Raw genomic sequence first — 17,446 nt, forward strand, 5'->3', positions numbered from 1 at the left:
CGGCGTCTCCGGCCACCTGACTCCAGACACCGGGCTTGAAGTCGAGCGGGCTTTAGTCCTCTCGCTCCAGACGTGTCAACGAGTGTCGACCGACCTTCCTACGCCTCCCACCCTGGGAAATTCACTGTTCACGAAAGCGCACAGTCCAGACGCACGTCACAGCGACATCGCCGTCATACGTGACGGCGATGTCGCTGCTGGATTTCAGAACGTGAACGGGAAGTCGATGGGCTCGCCCTGCTTCTGGTGCTTCGGGAACGACCAGCTCTTGATGAGGCCCGTGATGCACGTGGCCATGTAGCTCGTGCGGAACTCGTCCGTGCGGCACGACACCGCGGTCGTCTTACCGCTCGTCTGGACCGTCCAGCGCATCACCAGCTTGCCGCTGAGCGAAGGGTCCTTCTGCTTCTGCTCGTTCACGCACTTCACGATGGCCGGCTTGTTGTTCAGCACCACCTGCATGATGTCCGACTGCTGCAGGCGATCCAGCGTGCCGCCTCCCGGCTCGGGCGGGATGTACGCCGTCGCCGTCGGCTTGCTCGCGGGCTTCGCCGTCGTCGTCTTCTTCGTGCCGAACAGCTCGTCGAAGTCGTCATCCCCGCCACCGGAGTTCGACGAAGAAGAAGACGCCGCGGAAGGCTTCGACACGGTGATCGCGTCGCCGTCGTCGTCGTCATGCCGCGAGGAGCCTCGGCTTCCGTTGGAGCCCGACTTGCGATGGTTGCGCGAATCCACGCGCGCCACCGCCGTCCCCATGTTGGGCGTCGCGGAGGCAGGCTTCACCTCCGCCGCGGGCGGAGGAGGCGTCGGCGTGGCGGCCGGAGCCGTGGCCACGGCGGCGGGCGGCGTTGCCACCGCCGCGGGCGGAGTGCCAGCGACAGCAGGTGTCCCCGCGGCAGCGGTCGCCGCGGTGCCTTCAGCAGGCGGGGTCGGCGTCGCCGCGGGCTGCACCGCCGCCGGAGGAGGCGTCTGCACCGCCGCGGGAGGCGGCGGCATGGGCGGCATCTCCGCCTTGGGAGTCGGCGCGGCCGCGACCTGGACCGGCTGCTCCGTGGGACGCTCGGACGAATTGCCGCGCGCGACGAAGACGACAGCGGCGCCCGCCATCACCAGCACGCCCGCCGTCACCGCGACCATCATCCCCGTGCGGCCCTTGCCGCCCGTAGGTGCCGCCGCGGGCGGCGGATAGGCCGCCGGATAGCCGGGAGGCGGATAGCCCTGGGGCTGCTGCCCGTACGGCATCTGGGGCTGCTGCGGCGCATAGCCCTGCGGCTGCGGCGCGTACTGCTGCTGCACCGGCGGCTGCGGCGCGTAGCCCTGCGGCTGCGGCTGCGCGTAGGCCTGGGGCGAGGCCATTCCCGGCGCGGCGGCCATCATGGCCCCCGGCATCGCCGGAGAGGACACCGGCTCCGGCGGCGGCATGGGCACGTCCAGGAGGCGCGACTGAGACAACGGCTCGCGCTCCAGCGACGGCGCCGGACGCGGCGGCGGCTTGCTGAGGGCGTCGTTCTCCTCCTTCACCAGCGAGGCCAGCACGCTCGCGGCCGAAGGCTTCCAGCCCACCGGCTCCTCGGCGACGGCCGAGTTGCCACCCGCGCCCGGACGGGAGGCGCCCGCGCTGAAGGCGGACTCCACCGGACCGGCGGGAAGCGTGGGCGACGACGTGGACACCGGCGCGGGCGCGACGATGACCGGCTTGGCCGGACGCGGCGCCAGCACCGACGCCAGCTCCGCCGTCTCCGACAGGGGAATCCAGTCGCTGAAGCCCGAGCGCCAGCAGAGATTGTCCGGGCCCACCTCGCCACGGTCCCAGGCGTCCTTCACCTTCTCGACCGTCCAGGGGCCCACCTGCTTCTCGTCGATGGCGACGTACCACTCGTGCGTCGCGGCGGCGGCCTTCTCCTCCGCGGTCGGCTCGGCGGATTCGGCCTCGGCGAGCTTGCGCACGGCCTCCGCCTTCGCGGCCTTGGCCTCCGCTTCCGCTTCCGCGGCCTTGAGCTTCTGCGAACCCGTGCTCAGGACCTGGTCGAAGACCGCGCCGATTTCATCCTCTTCCACGTCCGTGAAGAGGCCGCCTTCCGGCGGTGTGCCCAGCGAGGCGGGCAGCCCCGTTCCGGACGACTCCACGATGCGGGGCGCGTTCGCATCCGCGCTGCTCTTGGTCTCGGTGGACGCGGAGGCCTCCGCTCCGCCCTCCTTCGCCGCCGATGCACCGGCGGGCCTCACCAGAATGGTGTGACCGCACTTCTTGCAACGCAGCTTGACCCCCTTGGGGCCAATCTTGTCGTCGCTGATCATGTACTGCGCGCGGCAGCTGTCGCAGACGAAACGCATCGTTCCCGTAAGCCTCAGAAATGACGGGCGAAATCCCGTCTGAATCGTAGAAGTGGCTACCGGCGGAGATCAAGGACACCTGCCTTGAACGCCCGCCTGCTTTCAACGCGTGAACCCTCGTTGCGGTCTGAGGGCCCTACTTTCGCACCTGGACCTCGACGTGTGTGCCAACGGCCACACGCAGCTCGTGCAGGTCCTCGGAGGTGGCGAACACCAGCAACTCCCGCAGCTTGGTGCGCGGGGCGACGCGGAAGGAAGACCCCGTCTCGCCCTGCACCATGCGGCGAACGGGCTCCAGTTCGCCCGCGGCGAAGAGGCCCGCGCGCGACGCGGTGAGTTCCGCGCCCTCCAGCCACGTGCGCACATCCTGCGGCGTCGCCGTGGGCAGGTAGGCCCTCGCCACCTTCGCCAGGGCGGCCCGGTCCGGCTCGCTCAGGCTCTTCTGGAGCAGCTGCCGCTCCACGTCCACCAGTCGCGGATCCACCGTGTAGCGCACGTTGCCCACCACCAGGCTGAGCGCGGCCTGAACCACGGCCTCCAGCCGCTCGGGCGCGACGCGCTGGCTGAACGCCAGCTCCGCGCGGGCCAGGGCCAGGGTACGACCGAGGAGGTAGTACACCTCCTTCTGCCCCTGCTCCGCGAAGTACTTGCCGCCCACACGCACACACGCGGGATGCGTCTGGAGCAGATCCACGTTCACGAGCGGCTCGGGGGCCGGTTCGTTGGAGCGCTTCGCCAGCCGCTCGCGCGTGGCCACCAGGAAGGGCGAGTACAGCTCCACCGCCTCCATGCCGAAGAGCCGCGCGACGTAGCGGTAGTGGTTGACGTGGTACTCCTGCGCCGTCGCCACGTCGATGCGGTGGCGCTTGGGCACCAGCTGGTACTGCGGGAAGGGCACCGCGTACAGGTGTCCCGCCTTCTCGAAGAGCAGGCCCAACAGCTCCGACAGCGGCCCGCGCACCTTCGGGTGGAAGAGCGCGGTCTGCCACAGCCGGTCCGTCAGCGGACGCTGCGCCAGTTCCTTCTTCTTCGCGTAGGGCCCCAGCTTGGTGAGGATCTCCTGCTCGTCCTCGCCCGCCTCGCCCAAGAGGCCCGACACCGCCTGCGCGGCGAGCCATGCGGTGTCGTAGTCCTTGCGCACCGCGGACAGCCGCACCAGGTGGCCCACCACCTTGCGCGGATTCTGCGTGTTCGGCAGCGCGCGGCGCAGCGCCACGATGGCCTCTTCCTCGCGGCCCGGCATCTGGCCCGCGACCTCCGCGAACGTCTCCTGGATGGAGGCGTCGTCCGGCAGGCCCTTCGCCGCGACGCCGTAGGCGGCCACCGCGCCCTCCGGATGCTTGAGCACCTGGAGGTACAGGTCGCCCAGCGCGCGCCACAGCGTCATGCGCGCCGGGTGCGTGTCCGGCGTCTTGGGCAGACGCGCGAGCATGCGCGTGTAGTTCTCCTCCAGCACCTTCCACTGGCGCGCGCCGCCGAGCATCGCCTCCAGCGCGCTGAAGGCCTCCACGAAGCGGTGGTCCAGGTCGAGCGCGGCGTTGAGGGCCTGCGTCGCGCCCTCCACGTCCTTCAGCTCGTCGCGGCGGATCTCGCCGAGCGCGAACCACACGCGCTTGGCCTTGTGCGGCTCCAGGGCGAGCGCGGGCAGCGCCAGCATGCGGCCCAGCACGTCCGCGGCCTTCTGGCCCTGACGCGTCTCGCGCAGCAGCCGGTAGAGCGCGTCCATCACCTCCGGCGAGTCCGGCTGCGTCTTGAGGGCGCCGGTGAACGCGTCGATGGCCATGTACGGGTCGTGCAGCTCGTCGCGCGCGATGCGGCCCAGCTCCAGGTAGACCTTGACCTTGGCCTCGCCCTCCAGGCCGTTGACGAGTTCCTGACGCAGCTCCGCGGACTTGTCGAAGTTGCCCGCCTTGTCCATCAACGTCACCAGCGCACGCAGCGTCTGCTCGTGCTGCGGGTCGATGGTGAGCGCCTTCTCGAAGTGGTTCTGCGCGCGGTCCGTCTGGCCGAGCGCGGCGTGCACGTCACCCAGCTGCCAGTAGACCTCCACGACCTCCAGGTCCGTCAGCTCCTCGCGGTGGTGGATGAGGATGGTCTGGAAGACCTTGAGCGCGTCCTCGTACCGCTTCGCCTGCACCAGCAGGTTGCCGTAGCCCTCGAGCGAGGGCAGGTACGTGGCGTCCAGGCCGTAGGCCTTCTCGTACGAGGACAGGGCCTTGTCGCGGCGGCCCAGCTTCTCCGTCACGTAGCCCAGCCGGTAGAGCTGGCGGCAGAGGTCCTGCGCGATGGCGGGGTCCTTCTCCGCCATGGCCTTCTCCGCCATCTTGCGCGTGACGATGTCCAGCATCCGCTCCGCGGACGCCCAGTCCTCGCGCGCGATGTAGACGTCCGCCAGCGGGCGCGCCGCATCCAGGCTGTCCGGGACGTGCTTGAGCGTCTCCTCCCAGTAGGGCGTGGCCGTGTCGCGGTCCTCGCGCGTCTCCGCGTGGTAGCGCGCGACGTCCAGCAGGGCCTTGCCCTTGGCGGCCGGATCATCCGTCTGCTGCGCTTCCTGCAGCAGCGTCTGCTCGTAGCCGCTCCAGTCCTGCTCCTGCTCCTGGATGCCCTTGAGGGCGCGGATGGTGGGCAGGTGGCCCGGGTCGATGGCGAGCGCCTGCTGGTACGCGTTCCGCGCGCTCGACATGTCCGAGAGCATGTCCTCGTTGATCTTCCCCAGGCGGTGCCACAGCTCCACCGCCACCGGGTCGCTGCCCACGACCTGCGCTTCCTTCTGGAGCATCTCCAGCGCGAAGGGCCAGTTGCCGCTGCGCTCGTAGAGGTTGCCCAGGGCGTGCAGCGCCTGACGGGACTCGGGGTCCGTGGCGAGCGCCGCGTGGTAGCTGTTCACCGCGCGGTCCACGGCCTTGAGGTTCTGGTACTGGACGTTGCCCATCTCCACGTACAGCTCCGCCTGCTCCTGCGGGCTGGTGGCGAGCGCGAGCTGCCGCTCGTACGCGAGGAGGAGGTCCTCCCACCGGGACTGCGCGCGGCGCAGCCGGATGAGGGACTTGATGGCCGACACGTTCTGCGGGTCGATGGAGAGCACGCCCTCCACGCACGCGTCGGCGTTGGCCGGGTTCTGGTACGTGTCCTCCCAGATGGTCGCGCTGCGGAAGAGGACGCGGACCTTCTCGCGGTAGTCCTGGGACAGCTCCAGCATCCGCTCGTAGATGGCGAGCAGGTCCGCCGGCTGATCCAACCGCGTGTGCAGCCGCTCCAGCGCCTCCAGCGCCTCGCGGTTGACGGGGTCGAACTCCAGCGCCATGCGGAACGCGGAGACCGCGGACTCGTCGTCCTTGAGGTCGCGCTCGTAGACGGTCGCGACCTCCACCTGGATGCGCGCACGCTCCTCGTTGGACGCCGCGAGGTCGCGGGCCCGAAGCAGCGTGGTGGCCACGTCGCGGAACGCATTTCCACGCCGGTAGAGCTTCGTGAGGACGCCGAGCGTCTCCAGGTCCGGCTCCAGCTCCAGCGCGCGCAACAAGGAGCTGGCCGCCTCCGTGGGGTCGTCCAGCGTCTCGTCCCAGACGCGGGCGATTTCCTTGAGGATGCCCTTGCGCGCCTCGATGGAGCCCGCCGCTTCCAGCTTCTGCTCCAGCGCGACGACGTACTCGCGGTCGCGGCCGCGCCGCTGGAACACCGCAGCCAGCCCGTCCAGCGCGGTGGAGTTGGTGGGGTCGAACTCCAGAATCTTGCGGAACGCGGCCTCCGCCGCCTGCGGATCATCCAGCCGCGAGTCGTGGATGCGCGCGAGCGTGGCGTAGATGCGCTCCGCGAGCGGGCCACGGGGCAGCTCGTCCGCGACCTCCTCGTAGACCGCCGCCAGCTCCTCGTGGCTGCCCGTCTCGTCCGCCAGGCGCTCCACCTCTTCGCGCAGCGCGTCCTCGGCCGCGTCCAGTTGCAGCGCGCGGCAGAGCGCCAGGAAGGCCACGTCCTTCTGGCCCAGGCGCTCCTCCTGCACCCGGGCGATCTCCCGCAGCGCCGCCATCTTCTCCTCGCCCGTGACGAGGTGGGGCATGTAGCGGTCCATCACCGTGGCGTACGCGCGCCAGTCGTTGTTCGCGCGGTACAGCGCGCACACGCGCTCGTAGGCGGTGCGGTTGGCGGGGTCGAGCTCCAGCACCTTCTCCAGCGCGCCGGCGGACAGCTCCGGCTTGCCGCCCTGCCCTTCCCACAGGTCCGCGACCGTGAAGTACGCGGCGATGGCCGGGTCGCGCTCTTCGGTCGCCAGGTGCACCTGGACCTTGAGCTCCAGGGCGCGCACGGCGTCGTTCCACGCGCGCAGCGACACGGACAGCGCGTACACGCGCTCCAGGTCGGAGACGGTGTGCGGCTCCACCTCCAGCGCGCGGCGGGCCGCGTCCAGCGACTCCTCGCGCCGGCCCATCCCCGCGAGCACCTCCGCCATCCGCAAGCGGAGCGCCTTCACGCCGTCGCTGCTGTCCTGCAGCGGGATGAGGCGGCGAAGCACGCCCACCAGCTCCTCGCGCTGGCCCGTCTCGTCGTACAGCTCGCGCAGCGTGTCCAGCACGCCGCGGTGGCGCGCGTCGCGGTCGAGCGCCGCCTTGAAGAACGGCACCGCCGCGTCCGGCTGCTTGAGCAGTCGGTACACCACGCGGCCCAGCCGCTCGTTGAGGCGCACCACCTCACGCGGATCCAGCGTGATGGCCAGGCGGCCCTCGAGCATCTCCCGCAGGTCCTGCGGACGGCCCGCGCGCTCGTACAGCGACTCCAGCGCGGTGAAGACCTGCTCGTTGCGCGGGTTCTTCGCCAGCAGCTCGCGGTACAGGTCGATGGAGCGGCCCAGGTCCGACAGCCCCTCGGCCGACACCTGCGCCATCTTGCCCAGGACGCGGTCCCGCTCGCTGCCGGAGACCTTCTCCGACTGGAGCTTCAGGATGGCGTAGAGCTTCTCGGACGCGCCCGCGCCCTCGTAGATGCCCTCCAGCAGCCGCGCCGAGGCGAGGTGCGACGGATCCAACGCGAGGATGGCCTCGTAGGCCCCCGCGGCACGGTCCGGGCTGTCCATCCGCTCCTGGTAGAGCTGCCCCAGGCGGAAGAGGAAGCCGATCTTGTCCGCGGCTTGGGTCGCGCCGGTGGCCAGCGCCTCCAGCACGCCGGCCAGCTCCGGCCACGCCTCCAGGTGCAGATAGAGGCGGTCCAACGCGACGAGCGAGCTCTGCTGCACCGACGTGTGCAGCGTGCGCGCACGCTCGAAGTAGGACACCGCGCGGTCCGGGTCGCGCAGGCGCGTCTCCAGCACCTGCCCCAGCTTGAGGCACACCAGGGCCGCGTCGGCGGCTTCGGCGATGCGCGGGAGGGCCTCCTCGTAGAGAACCACCAGCTCGTCGTAGCTGCCCGCGACGTCGGTGGCGTTCTCCAGGCGGCGGCGGACCTCGCTGTCGTTCGGGTCTTCCTTGAAGCCGCGGTAGAGCGCGAGGAAGGCCAGCTCGCTCTCGCCCTGCGTCTCGCGCAGCGTGGCCAGCTCGCCGAGCAGTTGCTTGCGCTCGATGGCATCCGGCGACACTCCCACGCGCGTTTCAATCAGCTGCGCCAGCCGCATGACGTCACCGCTCGCGCGGAAGGCGCGCAGCAGCGTCTCCACCGCGAGCAGGTTCTGCGGCTCACGCGCCACGATGGCTTCCATGCGGCCCACCGCGCCCGGGTGGTTGGGCTGCATGGACAGCACCTCGCCGTACAGCGACAGCGCGCCTGCCTTGTCGAGCAGCTTGGACTCGCGCACGGTCGCCAGGCGGAACTTCAGCTCCAGGCCCTCCTCCGGCGGCATCAGCGCGATGCGCCGCGCGAGGACGTCCGCGAGCTCCGGCCAGCGCTCCTGCTTCTGGCAGAGGCTGTCCATGCGAGCGAGCGCGACCGCGTCGTCCGGCTGCAGCTCCAGGAGGCGCCGGAACGTGGCCAGCGCGCCCAGAGGATCCTTGAGCTGCTCCTCCTGCAACGCGCCAATCTGGTGGAGCACCGCCGCGCGACGCGCCGGCTCCTCCGACAGCGCGAGCTGACGGCGCAACACCTCCAGCAGCTCCGAGGGACGGCCCGTCGAAGCCACCAGCCGCGCGGTGCCATCCAGCGCCTCGGTGTCCGTGGGCTTGAGCTCCAGCACGCGCTTCCACGACTGGAGCGCCTCCGCCGGCTCACCCAGGTCCACCTGCATGCGGGCGAGCGCGCGGTACAGCTCCGCACGGGCCGCGTCGCTGGCCTTGGGGGCCACCTCGGTCAGCACCGCGCACAGCTCCTCGGGCGCCTCCGCCTTGTCCACCAGCTGGATGCACAGCTCCAGCGAACGCGGATCCTCCGGCAGCTCGCGCAGCGCGCGCGTGGCGGAGAGGAACCCCATCTCCGCGTTCTCCAGCGCGTTGGCGTAGATCTCCGCGATGCGGCGCAGCAGCGCGGCCCGCTCCTGCGGCACGGGCTCCGCGGAGGCGCGCGACTCCAGCATCTCCACCTGCTTCAGGTGGTTGCCCACCGAAGCGAAGATGGGCTCCAGGGCGCTCGCCGCCGCGCCACGCAGCGGGCTCTCCGAACGCGCCAGCTCCTCCAGCGCACCCACCGCGCCCGGGTGGCCCGCGCGCCGCGCGAGCACCGCCTGGTACAGCTCCAGCGCGCCGCGCGGATCATCCAGGCGCGACACCTTCAGCCGGCCCAGGCGCACACGCAGGTCGGACGCCTCTTCCTGCGCGTCGCGTGCGTCCGCCATCTGGATTTCGCGCTCGACGTGCTGCGCGAGCTCCGCCCAGCGCTCCATGTCCGCGAGCACGCGGCCCAGGAGCTTCAACGCGTTGGCGTTCTCCGGACGGCGCTCCAGGACTTCGCGGTACGCCTGCGCCGCCAGCGACTTGTCCGCCAGCGTCTCCTCGGCCAGGTGCGCCAGCTCGAAGAGCAGGTTGATCTGCGAGGCCGGATTCACCTCCGCGGACACCTGCCGGCGCATGACGAGCGCCAGCTCCCGGTGCGCCCCCGTGCGGCGGTGCACTCGGGCGATGGCCTCCAGCACCGGCCTGTTCATCGGGTCGCGCCGGCTCACCTGCTCCAGGGCGCGCACCGCCAGGTCGTAGCGCTTCAGGCGGTTGTCGTAGATGGCCGCCAAGCGCCGCCACAGGTCGCCCGCCAGGGGCTCCGCGGGGTCGCGCTCCAGCTGATCCTCGTAGGCCGCAGCCACCTCCTCGAAGGAGCCCGAGTCCGCCGCGAGCCGCTCCAGCTCGTCGCGCACACCGGCTTCAGCGGGCAGCTCGTTGAACGCGCGCAGGCGCGCGACGAAGGCCAGCGATGTCTGGCCCAGGCCCTCGCGCAGGACGGCGATCTCCTGCAGCCGCTCCAGGCGCTTCTCCGGCGGAACGCCCGGCAACAGCACCTCCAGCACGTCCACCAGCTTCCGCGTGTCGTTGAGGCCGCGGTAGACGGGCTCCAGCAACCGCGCCGCCTCCAGGCGGGGCCCGTCGTGCGCGAGCAGGCGTTCCAGGCCCGCCACCACCTGGCCGTCGCCCGGCGACAGCTCCAGCAGCCGGCGGTACACCGGCAGCGCTTCGGTGGGACCGACTTCCTTCTCCAGCAACTGCGCGCGGCGCAGCAGGTACGCGCGGCGCCCGGGCTCGTCCGGCGCGAGCTCCGCGAGCTGATCCAACACGTCCGCCTGCTCCACGAAGTGGCGTGTCTTCGCGTACAGCTTGTCGAGCGCCAGCAGCCCCTCGGGCACCTTGCGGTTCGCCAGGGCGGAGCGCAGGACCTCGATGGCCTTCGCGTCCTCGCCCGCGCTCGCGTAGGCCTCGCCGGCCTTGAGCAGCAGGCCCAGCCGCGCCTCCGGGTCGGTGGAGAGCTGCGCCTGACGGGCGTAGACCTCCGACAGGCTCTTGGCGTTCTGGCCCTTCTCGTAGAGCCGGGACAGCGCCTCCAGCGCCTGACGGTCCTGCGGCGCGTCCGCCAGAAGGTTCTTCCAGAGGCGCGTGGCCTCCTCGGGCTGATCCAGGCTCTCACGCAGCTCCGCCGCGCGGCGCAGCAGGTCCAGCGTCGCCGGGTCTCCCGCGGTGAGCTCCACCGCGGTGGTCTCGTAGATCTCCGCCAGCACCTCGTGGCTGCCCGTATCGCGGGCCAGGCGCTCCAGGTCCGGACGCACGCCTTCGCGGTCCAGGTCGTTGGCGAACGCCTTCACCGACGCCATGAACGCGAGCGACGGCTGCTGCATGTCGCGCTCGTAGATGCGGCGGACCTCTCCGGCGAGGATGATCTTCTCCACCGTGAGCGCGGACTCCATCCGCGTCTCGCGCAGCGCCACGCGGCGGGCATGGTCGCCCACCTGCGCGAGCACCTTGTCCAGCACCTCCAGCGCCGCGCCGCTCATGGGCACGGCCGCCTTCACCCAGGCCTCCAGCGCGGCCCTCGCGCCCGGGTGGCCGGGGTCCTCGGTGAGGATGCGCTTGTAGAGGCCCAGCGCCGCGTTGGCGTCGTCCAGCACCGTGCGCAGCAGCTCCGCCAGGCGGAAGGACACCTCACGCCCCTGCGGGCTCTGGCCCTCCTGGTTGCGCCGCAGCGTGAGCGTCCACGCCAGGTCCTTGGGACGGTTGAGGTCCGTGTAGAGGCGGTCCAGCGCCGTGGCGGCCTCGCGCTGCGCCGGGTCGCGCTCCGCGATGGCGCGCCACGCGGACGCCGCGCTCTCCTTGTCGGTGAGCTTCGCCTCGTGCAGCAGCGCGGCCTCGCGCAGACACACGAGCTGATCCGCGGGCTCCTGGATGGCCGCCGCCAGCTTCTCCAGCACCTCCGCCAGCGCCGCCCACTCCTCGCCCGCGCGGTGCAACCGCTGCAACGCCCGCAGGCTGTCGAGGTTGCCCGGCTCCAGCTCCAACAGCGCCCGAAGCGCCTTCACCGCGCCGGGCCGGTCGTCGAGCTTCTTCTCCTGCACCTCCGCCAGCTCGCGCAGCAGCGCCGCGCGCGCGGGGCCCACGTCGCCCTCCTCTGTCAGCTCGGAGAGGATCTCCGCGAAGCTGTCGAGCGAGTCCGCGTCCTCCGCGGCCTGACGCGCGGCGGCCCGGAGGCCCGCGTCCGACGGCGCCAGGCGCAGCGCCCGCGCGAGCGCCGCGAACGCCAGCTCCGGCTGCCGCAGGTGCGCCAGGTGCACCTGGGCCGCGTGACGCAGCGCCTGCACCCGCCCGGTGTCGTCGCGAGCCACCTCCGAGAGCACGTCCAGCGTCGCCACCAGCTTGCGGTGCTCCTTCGTGCGCTCGTACGCGGGAATCAGCGCGCGCGCCGCCGCCTCACGCGAAGAGCCCGAGGCCAGCATCGCCTCCAGCGCCGAGAGCGCGTCCGGATCCGACGGACGCTGCCGCAGCAGATCCGCGTAGCTCTGCACCGCCTCCGCGCCGCCGTCCTGCGAGCCCTGCAGCAACTGCGCGCGGCGCAGCTTCAGCCGCGACACGTGGTCCGCGTCACCGGCCGTCTCCGCCAGGCCGATCATCCGCGCCAGGGTGTCCCCCAGCTCGCGCTGCATGCCGGCCTTCTCGTAGAGCTCCGCCAGGCGCGGCAGGTGCCGGCCCTCCTCGCCGCCATGCGTGATGGCGGACTGGAGCGCTTCGGCGGCCTGCTGCGGACGGCCCAGCTCCACGTTCAGGTCCACGAGCCGCAGGAGCAGATCCAACCGCTCCGGCCCACGCGTGGCGTGGATGCGCTTGCGCAGCAGCGTCTCCGCGTCCGCGGAGCGGCCCGCGCGCCCGTACAGCCGCACGAGGCGCTGGAGCACCTGCGGCGCCTCGGGCGAGCGCGCCAGCGCGGCCTCCAGCGCCGTGATGGCCTCCGCCGCCATGCCGCCCTCTTCCGCCAGCACCGACGCCTCGGAGAGCAGCTGCACGGCGAGGACGGGGTCCTCGGACTCGGTGGCGAGCGTGCGCAGCACGCGGCCCAGCTCCGCGTGCGCGGACAGGTCGCGCGCCAGGCGCGCCGTCTCAGCGCGTCCCGACTCGTCCTTCGGCTCCTCGCGCACCATGCGCAGCCGCGTGTCGAACGCCGCGCGGCTGTCCGCGAGCTGCTTCTCGTGGATGCCGGCCAGCACCGTCAGCAGCCGCTTGCGCGTGGGCGCGTCCGTCGTGGAGTCCAGCTGTTGCTGGAGCGCCGCCACCTGCCGCTGGTGGTCGCCCGTGCGGCCGTAGTGGTTCGCCAGGGCCTCGGTCAGCGCGACCGTGCGCACGCCGCCGGCCGCCAGCCGCTCCAGGCCGCCCACCACCACGCCCGTGGACACGTTCTCCGCCAGCAGCGCGAGGAACAGGTCCGCCGCGTCCTCCTGGCGGTTCAGCCGCTCCGCGTACAGCTTCGCCTGCCGCGCGGTCCACTCGTTGCGCTCCAGCTGCGACTCGGAGAGCGTCGCCAGCTTCCCCGCCAGCGCCGCCGCCTCCTCGAACTTCGACAGCGCCACGCACAGCGCCTGGAGCCGCTGCACCGGCTGCGTGTCCTCGGGCGCCAGCTGTACCCACTGACGCACGATCGGCTCCAACTCCACGGGCGAGGCACCGGCCGCCTCGCGCCGGGCGATGTCCGTCTCCAGCCGCGTCTTCGGATCATCCGCCAGCGCCGCGGCCGCCTGCAGCGACTTCACCGCCTCGCTCGCCGCGGTGTCTCCCGGCACGCGCGAGAGCACCTCGCGCCACGCCGCTTCCGCCCGCACGGGGTCCGCCAGCGGGCCCTGGAGCAGCTGCGCCAGGTGCCGCCACAGCGCCACCGCCACGGCCGGAGGCGTCGCCCCCTGCGCCGCGCGCAAGAGCGCGTGCGCCAGCGCCGGCTGCGCGTTGGCCTTCTCCGCGTGCTCCACCACCGTGTTGAGCAGCAGCGGCCGCCCCGGCTCCAGCTCCAGCGCGCGCGCCAGCACCTCGAAGGCGCCTCGCTCGTTCTCCTGCTCCTCGAACATCAACGCCAGCGCTTCGCAGAACGCCACGCGCTCGGCGCGCGGACGCGGGGCGAGCATGGCCAGCTCCAGGAGCGGCAGCACCTCGTCCAGCTTCTCGTCCTCCGCCAGCAGGCGCGACAACTGGAAGGCCGCGAGCGCGTTGGTGGGCTCCAGCTTGAGCGCCGCCTCCAGGTGCGCGCGCGCCGCGTCCGCGTCCTGCAGCTGCTGCATGCACAGGTCCGCCAGGCGCAGGCGCAGGCTGGCCTGCTGCGCGCGGTCCTTCACCGTGCCCAGGTAGCGCTCCAGCGTGGCCACCGCGTCCGCGTAGCGCTCCTGGCCCAGCATCAGCTCCGCCGCCAGGCTGGCCGCGTCCGCGCGCGACGCATCCGCCGCCACGGCCTTCTCGAAGGCGGCCAGCGCTCCGGCCGCGTCGTTCATCCGGCCCAGCTTCACCGTGCCCACGCGCAGCCACAGGTCCACCTGCGCCGTGCGGTCGCGCGCCTCGCCCGCCATCGCCTCCAGCTGCGCGAGCGCCGGTCCGTAGTCGCCCGCGCGCCCCGCCATCCGCTCGATGAGCGTCAGCGCTTCCGGCATGCCCGGCCACAGCAGGAAGCAGCGGTCCAGCGCCTCCTTCACCTTGGCGGCGGAGCCCGGGTCGTACCAGGCGAACAGCTTCGCCACGAGCAGCGACAGGCGCGCTGCGCTCTTGCGGTCGCGCTCCTCCAGCGACATGCCGCGCAGCATGCGGACCTTGTCGCGCCACACCTGCTCGAAGCGCTGCATCGCGCGGGTGGCCTTGTCCGCGCGCGCGTTCTGCGGATCCAGCTCACGCGCCACGTCCAACACCTGCTGCGCCAGCGCGTGCTCGGTGGGGTCGTCCACCAGCCGCTCCGCGAGCGCGGCGTACTCCTCCGCCATGCCCGCGTCGCCCAGCGCCGCACGCTCGCGCTGCAGCGCCTCGAACGCCGGCTGGAAACGCTCCTCGGACAGCAGCAGCTGGCGCACGCGCCGGAATGTCGCGCGGTCCGGCTTCACTCGCGCCGCGCGCTGCAGGCACAGCACCGCGCGGTCGCGCCGGAAGAGCTTCTGCTCGTAGAGGTCCGCGGCCTTCAGGTAGTGGCCCGCGCTCTCCTCGCCCTGCGTCGCGGCGCCCAGCCGCTCCAACACGTCCACCAACGACGACGAATCCTGCCGGATCTCATGCAGTCGCTTGAGACCGCGCAGCGCGGGCATCGGGTCCTTCGCGACCAGCAGCGCGCGCTTGAGCAGATCCTCCGCGCGCGGCGCGTTGCGCTGACGCTCGTGTGCCAGCTCCGCCGCGCGGCACAAGAGGCGCGCCGCCTCCTCCGTCGGAACGTCCCGCGAGCGCCCCTCGTACAGGCGGATCAGCTCCTCGACCCGGCCCGTCTTCTCCAGGGCCGCTTCGGTTTCAACGAAGGAGCGGTCATCGGTCACACGCAGCGTGGGACGCGCAGGGGTGGAAGGCTGTTCCATGATGCTCGTTGGCCAAAGGGGGAATGAAACGAGGGCGCCAGCGACCGGAGTGTACCGGCCGCGGGCGCCCCCGGGCAATCATGCAAAACCCGTCAACCGGCGGGAATTATTGGCTTTCTTGCTCGCCAGCCGAGGAAGCATTTTCCGTCGGCGACGCTGCGGAATCAGCGTCGTCACCGGCTTCCGGCTGGCTGCCCGCGGGGGGCGTCGCGGGGGCCTCGGGGAGGGCCTTCGCGCGCTCCACGCCGGCGCTGTCGTTGAGCTGCGTGTACAGGGCGACGGCCTTGTCACGCTGCTGCAGCTCCTCCGCGAGCTGCGCGGCGCGGGGCAGGTGCTCCCCACCGAGCTTCTCGTAGAGGGGCAGCGCCTTGTCCTTGCGGCCCGCCTGCGTCCACGTCTCCGCGGCGGCGGCGATGTCACCCAGCAGCTCCAGCCACCGGGCGCGGCCGGCGGGCTTCTGCTCCTGTTCGGCGCGGGCCAGCTCGCGCTTCGCGAGTTCCTTGGCCTCGTCCTCCAGGGTGAGCCGCTGCATGAAGTGGAACGCCTTCGGAGGAGGCAGGGGGCTCAGCACCTCCACCGCCTCGCGCCGCTGCCCCACGGCCACCAGCAGGGTCGCCGCGCCCAGACGGTCGCCGCGCTCCACCAGGGCCTTCACCTCCAGGCCCCGGATGCGGTTGGCGCCGACCAGGTCCCGGGCGCGCTCGTACGCCTTGCGCGCCAGGGTCAGCTTGTTCGCGCGCTCGTACGCGAGGCCCGCCTGATCGAACTGCCGCGCGCGCTCGTAGAGGCGTGCGACGTTCTCGAAGTCGGCCTTGGCGACGTAGTGCTCCATGAGCAGTTCGTACGCGCCAGCCTTCTCCAGCGTGGGGCCAATCTGCTCCGCGGGCAGCGTGCTCACGAGGCGGCGGGCCGCGTCGTTGTCCTGCCCGGACAGCGCCGTGCGCAGCGCGCTCTTCAGGTCACCGCCCGCCTCGAACAGCCGGGTGGCATCCGCGAAGCCGTTGTTGCGCTCGTGCAGGCGCGCCGCGTCGCGCGTGCGGCCCATGCCTTCCAGCTGGGTCGCCTGCTCCTTCCAGTCGCCCGTCAGCTCCGGCATCGGCGCGCGCTCGGGGCGCTCACCGCGCGGAGGACGCTCGCCACGCTCGGGGCGCTCGGCCCGGGGAGGACGCTCGCGCCGCTCACCGGCCGCGCCGCGCTCCGGACGCTCGCCACGAGGAGGACGCTCACCGCGCTCACCCCGGTCCCGGCGCTCGCCGCGCTCCGGACGGTCACCGCGAGGAGGACGCTCGGCGCGCTCCTCACGGGCCGGGGCCGAAGGCTCCGCCGTCGGCTCACGGCCGCTGAGCGTGAAGGCCGCCTGGGAACGGTCCGCGTCGCCCGCGGCGCGCCAGACACGGCCCACCAGCGACATCACGTCCACCCAGCCGTCGAACTTCTCCTTCGCGGGGTCCACGGCCGGCTTCGACGGGGCGGCCTCGGCGGGCGCGCTCCCTTCGGCCGGCTCGGCCCCCTCGGCCGGCTCGGCACCCTCGGCCGGAGCAACAGCCTCGGCGGCCGGAGCCTCCGGGGGCGCTGCTTCGGTGGTGGCGCCCGCTTCCGGCGACGCGGCTTCCGCGCCCGCTTCCGGCAGGGCCGGCTTGGACTGGCGCTGCACGCGCAGGAGCGTGGTGATGAGGCGGCCACGCGTGTTGAGGTCCAGGTCCTCCAGCGACTTGAGGTTCATGGTCCGCAGCGAGCGGACAATGGCCTCCAGCGGACCCTTCTCCGCCGTGAAGTCGTTCTTGGAGAGAGCCTTCTCCAGGACGCTCAGCTCGGCGATGACACGCTGGCCAGGCCCCACCGGGCCCGCGTCGCGATCACGGCCACGGCCTTCACCCCGGCCGCGCCCTTCACCCCGGCCACCGCCAGGACCGCCACGACCTCCGAAGCCTCCCGGTCCGTCACGACGGGGCCCCTGGCCCGGCGCGCCCCCGTTCGGACCGCGTCCACCCGGACGCGATCCACCGCTTCCATTCTCCTGAGCCACGTGAATCTCCCGCTAGAACGCGTAGCGAATGTTGGGCGCCACCGCGAACCCGAAGGCGCCCTTGGAGGCGAGGTAGTTCCCCACGACCTCCAGCCCCACCGAGAAGTGGCGCAGCCGCGTGTAGTACTCCACTCCGGGCCCGGCAAACACAAGAATGTCGGAATCCGGGAGGAGCTTCTTGGGAGAGAACATCGCGTAGCCCACGCCGGCACGGGCGTAGATCCAGGTGCGCTTGACCTCCTGGCTGTCGGCGAAGCCCACCAGGCGGGCGCGCAGCACGGCGCCAGGAACCAGCATGGTGAAGTCACCGGACGCGGCGCCCTGCGAATAGCCGACGTATTCGGCGCCCGCGCGGTTGGCGGAGCCCATGAAGAAGACGCCCAGGGACAGGCGCTCACCCAGGTCCACGCCCAGCTCCACCTGGGCCATCTGGCCAGAGGAGAAGGGCCGCGGGCCGGAGTCCGCGGGCGGGTTGGTGATCCACGACGGACCGCCGTACACGCCGAAGTACACACCGCGCTCGACCTCGTTGAAGGTCACCGCGGGCCGGTCCTGCATCGCGGAACCGGCGCTGGGGGTGTCCTGGGCGCCCGCCATCGCGGGAATGAGGAGCGCGGCGCTCAGGGCAAGAGGAGCAAGGACTTTCTGCATGGAGGGCGGCCTGGTGGGGGGCA

5 protein-coding genes are annotated in these 17,446 nt (G+C 72.0%); all 5 read right to left on the reverse strand.

Annotated elements, in window-relative coordinates; genetic code table 11:
* Positions 1-204: 204 nt before the first annotated feature.
* Complete coding sequence (gene gltJ / locus D7Y11_RS06985; RefSeq protein WP_126933301.1) at positions 205-2,334, reverse strand: adventurous gliding motility protein GltJ; 2,130 nt, start codon at positions 2,332-2,334, stop codon at positions 205-207.
* Positions 2,335-2,470: 136 nt separating this feature from the next.
* Positions 2,471-14,746 (reverse strand): tetratricopeptide repeat protein, encoded by a 12,276-nt coding sequence (locus tag D7Y11_RS06990; protein WP_120579080.1) that lies wholly within the window; start codon positions 14,744-14,746, stop codon positions 2,471-2,473.
* A gap of 106 nt (positions 14,747-14,852) precedes the next feature.
* Entirely contained in the window at positions 14,853-16,586 is a 1,734-nt protein-coding gene (locus D7Y11_RS06995; RefSeq protein WP_199753697.1) for a DEAD/DEAH box helicase, read from the reverse strand.
* Complete coding sequence (locus D7Y11_RS43755) at positions 16,553-16,750, reverse strand: hypothetical protein (protein WP_167548190.1); 198 nt, start codon at positions 16,748-16,750, stop codon at positions 16,553-16,555. Before D7Y11_RS43755 ends, D7Y11_RS06995 begins: the two co-directional genes overlap by 34 nt.
* A 34-nt stretch (positions 16,751-16,784) precedes the next feature.
* A complete protein-coding gene (cglE, locus tag D7Y11_RS07000; RefSeq protein WP_120581664.1) occupies positions 16,785-17,423 on the reverse strand; it encodes an adventurous gliding motility protein CglE in 639 nt (212 codons plus the stop codon).
* Between the last annotated feature and the right edge of the window lie 23 nt (positions 17,424-17,446).

Source organism: Corallococcus sp. AB018 (genome assembly GCF_003986945.1).
In the GTDB taxonomy this organism is placed as follows: Bacteria; Myxococcota; Myxococcia; order Myxococcales; family Myxococcaceae; genus Corallococcus; species Corallococcus exiguus.